This is a genomic window from Asaia sp. SF2.1 (genome assembly GCF_000505765.1).
Taxonomy (GTDB): domain Bacteria; phylum Pseudomonadota; class Alphaproteobacteria; order Acetobacterales; family Acetobacteraceae; genus Asaia; species Asaia bogorensis.
The window spans coordinates 158913-160130 of sequence record NZ_AYXS01000012.1 but is presented as its reverse complement, the minus strand read 5'-3'; the positions used below and the strand labels follow the sequence as shown (position 1 = coordinate 160130).

1 protein-coding gene is annotated in these 1218 nt (G+C 58.8%); it reads left to right on the top strand.

What is annotated here, in order from left to right:
• A partial coding sequence (locus P792_RS38650; protein WP_035439657.1) for a UbiA family prenyltransferase occupies positions 1–446 on the top strand: 446 nt, incomplete at its 5' end.
• Between the last annotated feature and the right edge of the window lie 772 nt (positions 447–1218).

Below are 1218 nucleotides of genomic sequence, written 5' to 3'. Positions count from 1 at the left end.
TGATCGGTTGGGCCGCCGCAACAGGCTCCATGAGCGTATTGCCGGTGGTGATGTTTGCCATCGTGTTCCTGTGGACGCCGCCCCATTTCTGGTCGCTCTCGCTCTACGCCTGCAAGGATTACACCAAGGCTGGCATCCCGATGCTGCCCGTGGTGAAGGGGGCTCGTCATACGCGCTGGAATGTCTTCATCTACACGCTGATCCTGCTGGCTGTGTCTCTGGTACCGTCCTTTCTCCATCTTTGCGGATTGATCTACACGGTGAGCGCCACGGTTCTCGGGCTGGGCTTTGTGGGATTTGCCTTGCGTGTTCTGCTCGACAAACAAGACGCGACCGGGGTGAGCCTGACGGCTGACAAGCCTGCCCGCTATGCCTTCCGGTATTCGCTGGCGTATCTGTTCTTCCTGTTTTCAGCCCTGCTGATCGATCGGGTGTTGTTTTTATGATGAAAAACGAACTCGCCGCGCGCCGTCAGGGGCGGATCATGGGCCTGCTGGGTGGTCTGTCACTGGTCATGATCTCTCTTTTCGCCCTGACCTATCTGCGTCTCTGATACCCGCGGGTGCTCTCGCAACTGCGGCCCGATCCCGCGCCAGAGGGGTACGAGAGATCCGCTACTTAGGCTGCACGCCTGTGGTGCTGCCTTAAGGTAACGATGAGGATAGGGCCGCAGCAACGCCACTGATTCCCGTGGGTCTTCCGGCTGCCGGATATGTTTGTAGTGCCGGGGCCAGCATCGTTCTGGTTGGCCGCTACTATCCCTCTGATCGGGACGATGCTCGACTCTTCAAAAGGGTCTGAGACAACGCTGGCGGTGCTGCGAGGCAGCAGCCGCCGCGAGTCATTGCATAGGCAGACAAAGAGGCTGAGGGGCGGTATAGCCGTGATGGTGAGGGCAGCGTTACGTCGTGATAACGATCAGCCAATACGACCAACGACGATTTGGCATCTGAAAAGAACGGCTGCGCTTTGGGAGGATGTGTCCGAGTGCCGTTGGGTCCGAATACCAGACACAGACAAGTGGGGCTGGCATATCCGGTACGGATTATCGTCGATGCCCCGACAATCCGCTTAATGCGCCCCCTTCGCGTCAAAGGGGCTAGCCCGCACCTCGTCGATTTCGGGACGATGCAGTCGATCGTTCAAAGCGTGCCCCACCCGAAGGAGAGATCATCGGTGACTTCCCCATACACAAAAGCCGAAGCCCTCAGGGGCTCC